The sequence below is a fragment of the Streptomyces sp. NEAU-YJ-81 genome (genome assembly GCF_017592595.1).
In the GTDB taxonomy this organism is placed as follows: Bacteria; Actinomycetota; Actinomycetes; order Streptomycetales; family Streptomycetaceae; genus Streptomyces; species Streptomyces hygroscopicus_B.
In genome coordinates, this window is sequence record NZ_JAGFNO010000102.1 from 1 (window position 1) to 3071 (window position 3071).

Consider the following 3071-nt stretch of genomic DNA (forward strand, 5'->3'; position numbering starts at 1 on the left):
GGCGGGGCCATCGTCGGAATGCACACCTTCGGCGCCTCCGCACCCCTCAAACAACTGCTCACGAAGTTCGGATTCACCCCCGAGCGCGTCGCGCAGGTGGCGCGCGAACTGGTGGCCCCGGGCTGAGAAGGCAATGACACGAAAGCGACTCAAACCCTGCACAAGCTCAGGCAGAGCCTCTGGCTCGACAACATCACCCGCGGCGTGCTCGACTCCGGTCGTCTCCAGCACTACATCGACAACTACGTGGTCACCGGTCTGACATCGAATCCCTCGAACTTCGACAAAGCCATCTCCCCGGGCACCTACGACGCGGCCATCCGCGCCAAGTCGGCGTCGGGACGGCCCGATGAGGAGCTTTTCTTCGAGATGGCCGTCGAGGACCTCCGGCGCGCTGCGGATCTCTTCCAGCCCATCCATGAGAGAACGGACGGTGTGGAGGCTGGGTATCACTGAGGCCTCATTGCTTCTGGCGTACGACACGGCGCGGACCATCGAAGCGGCGACGGCATTGCATGCCCGAGCGGGCCGGAGCAATGCGTTCATCAAGATCCCCGATACCGCCGAAGGCCTTCCAGCCATTACCGAGTGCATCGCCTCGGGCGTGCCGGTGAATGTCACTCTGCTGTTCTCTGCCAATCACTACCGGGCTACCGCCGACGCGTACCTGACGGGCGTCGAGCGCAGGGCGGATCGGGGGCTCGATGCGGCCGTGGGATCAGTGGCCTCCGTCTTCATGTCCCGCTGGGATGCGGCTGTCAGCGGTGAAGTGACGCAGGAGCCGCGGGACCGGCTCAGCCTCGCGGTCGGGCAAGACACGTACCCGGCGTACCGCTCCCTGATGGACCCGGACCGGGTCCAACGCCTGGGGAACGCCGGTGCACGCATACAGCGACTGTTGTGGGCCAGCACCCGACCCAAGGACCCCGACGCGTCGGATCCGCGCACGGGCTCCGGCCCGCGCTCCTCCGAGAGTCTGCGAACCCGCGCGCTTTCGACGCCGCCGACGCCCGAGTCCCGGCCAACATCTTGCGCACCGACATGGCCGCTCACCGGCCTTTACCCGTTGACAGTGAGCTCGCCCAGGCTGTCGCCGTCCCAGCCCGCGCTCACTAGGACGCGGCCTGTGCCAAGACCCAGATGGTCAACCGGCTCCGCTCCCACCTGCGCGAGTACTCCCCCGCCACCCTTGTCGCGTTCCACGGCAGCGGCAGCCTGGGCCTCAACTCAGCACACGCTCGGGCAGTCCTGGCCCCGGCGCCCGCCCCGGCAACAGCGGCTCAGCTCAGGCGCAGCCAGCTACGCGCCCTGCTCACGGGCCGGACGGCTCCGGCGCGGGATCGAGGCCGAGGCCGAGCGGCCGAGCGATCTTCCGCAGGGAATACCGGCACCAGCTGCCGCAGGTCGAACAGGCCATGGGTAAGCAGACCCAGGCCCTCGTCCAGCAGATCGACGCGGCCTGCCGCAGCGTTAATGACCTCGCGGCGGCCACCGAGGAGATGTTCAGCGCCCATCCGGACGCGGAGATCATCACCAGCTTCCCCGGCCTGTCGGTCATGTCCGGGGCCCGAGTCCTGGCGGAGGTGAGCGACGACCGGGCCCGGTTCGCCGATGCCCGGGCACTGAAGGCATACGCCGGCGTAGCACCGGTGACACAGGCCTCGGGCGTAGCCATGTCGTGATCGCCAGGACCGTCAAGAACCAACGCCTGACCTCGGTGGGCTACATGTGGGCTTTCGCCTCCTTGCGCTCACACGAGCCCTGCGAGCACTACGACCGCCGGCGTGGCGGCGGCGAACGGCACACTGCGGCCCTGCGGAACCTGTTCAACAAGCTCCTGGGCTGTCTCTACCACTGCCTGCAGAGCCGCATGATCTACGACCCCGAACGGGCCTTCGCCTCGCCTGTCGCACTCGCGGCTTGACCGCCGAGGTTGACCTCCAGCGACACGAGATGTCTTGCTGGTCTGCCCGCCCTTCGACCGGCCGAGCCGGGCGGCCTTCGGCCGGAGCTTGTGCCGACGCCGGATGCGTCGTCGCGGGGCGGACACTCGTAGCTCCCGCGCTCCGCCAGCTCCGACGAGTGGTCCGGCCCTGCAGCGGGTTTCTCTCCCAGGATCGCTGCTTCCGCCAAGCGGCGGTGACTCGACGTGCCACACCTGAGGAATACGGGCGCGGAACGCCGACCGTGGCAAACTCTGCGGCATGCGCGTGCACCTCGGCTCGGACCATGCCGGCTACGAACTCAAGAACCACCTCGTCGCGTGGCTCACGGCTGCCGGCCACGAGCCGGTGGACTGCGGTCCGCACATCTACGACGCCGAGGACGACTACCCGGTCTTCTGCCTTCGGGCAGCGGAGCGGACGGCCGCCGATCCGGGCAGCCTCGGCATCGTGATCGGCGGATCGGGCAACGGCGAGGCGATCACGGCGAACAAGGTCAAGGGTGTGCGGGCCGCGCTCGCCTGGAGCGAGGAGACTGCATCGCTGGGCCGCGAGCACAACAACGCCAACGTCATCAGCATCGGCGCGCGGATGCACAGAGAGCAGGAGGCCACCCGCTTTGTGGAGGTCTTCGTGAACACCCCCTTCACCGAGGGCGAGCGGCACGTCCGCCGGATCGACATGCTCAGCGACTACGAGCGCACCAGCAAGGTCCCGCAGATCCCCGCCCACCACCCGCAGCAGGACTGACGGGAACCGACGAGCACCGCCGAAGCGGCCGACTCGCATCCGACCCGACCCCGCGCATCTCAGCATGCAGAGCCGCCGTCTACGCGGGCGACACCGCTCCCGTATCGGGCGGCAGCACCCCCGGCCAGCGCATCGGTCGGTGCTGCCCCGGTCCGCGCACCGGGGCAGCAGCACTGCCCGGCATGCCCCACCAGCCTCCTCCCGTCAGCCACCACGGACAATGGACGATGGCCTAACACCGTGTCCTACAGGGTCAGTTGGTCGTTGGCCGAGTATGGGGAGTGGACGGTGGGGATGGATCGTGCCGGTGGGGCTGTGGGAGATCGCCAGGCCGTTGCTGCCGTCGGCGCGAGTGCGGCCGCAAGGCGGCGGGGTGGC

At 68.7% G+C, this 3071-nt stretch carries 5 protein-coding genes and 1 pseudogene; all 6 read left to right on the plus strand.

Annotation, left to right across the window (positions count from 1 at the left end; genetic code table 11):
- Window positions 1-156: 156 nt before the first annotated feature.
- A complete protein-coding gene (locus J5X86_RS50025) occupies window positions 157-456 on the plus strand; it encodes a transaldolase family protein (protein WP_279595823.1) in 300 nt (99 codons plus the stop codon).
- Window positions 419-1423 carry a transaldolase family protein gene (locus tag J5X86_RS53185; RefSeq protein WP_374229513.1) on the plus strand — a complete coding sequence of 335 codons (1005 nt, stop codon included), beginning with the start codon at window positions 419-421 and terminating at the stop codon, window positions 1421-1423. Before J5X86_RS50025 ends, J5X86_RS53185 begins: the two co-directional genes overlap by 38 nt.
- Complete coding sequence (locus J5X86_RS51850) at window positions 1416-1682, plus strand: transposase (protein WP_243983367.1); 267 nt, start codon at window positions 1416-1418, stop codon at window positions 1680-1682. The genes J5X86_RS53185 and J5X86_RS51850 overlap by 8 nt, the downstream gene beginning before the upstream one ends.
- Complete coding sequence (locus J5X86_RS51855; RefSeq protein WP_243983368.1) at window positions 1679-1924, plus strand: hypothetical protein; 246 nt, start codon at window positions 1679-1681, stop codon at window positions 1922-1924. The genes J5X86_RS51850 and J5X86_RS51855 overlap by 4 nt, the downstream gene beginning before the upstream one ends.
- A 280-nt stretch (window positions 1925-2204) precedes the next feature.
- A complete protein-coding gene (locus J5X86_RS50040; protein WP_208523214.1) occupies window positions 2205-2693 on the plus strand; it encodes a ribose-5-phosphate isomerase in 489 nt (162 codons plus the stop codon).
- A 274-nt stretch (window positions 2694-2967) separates the two neighbouring features.
- Window positions 2968-3071 (plus strand): annotated as a pseudogene (locus J5X86_RS51860) (IS5/IS1182 family transposase); the annotation flags it as partial.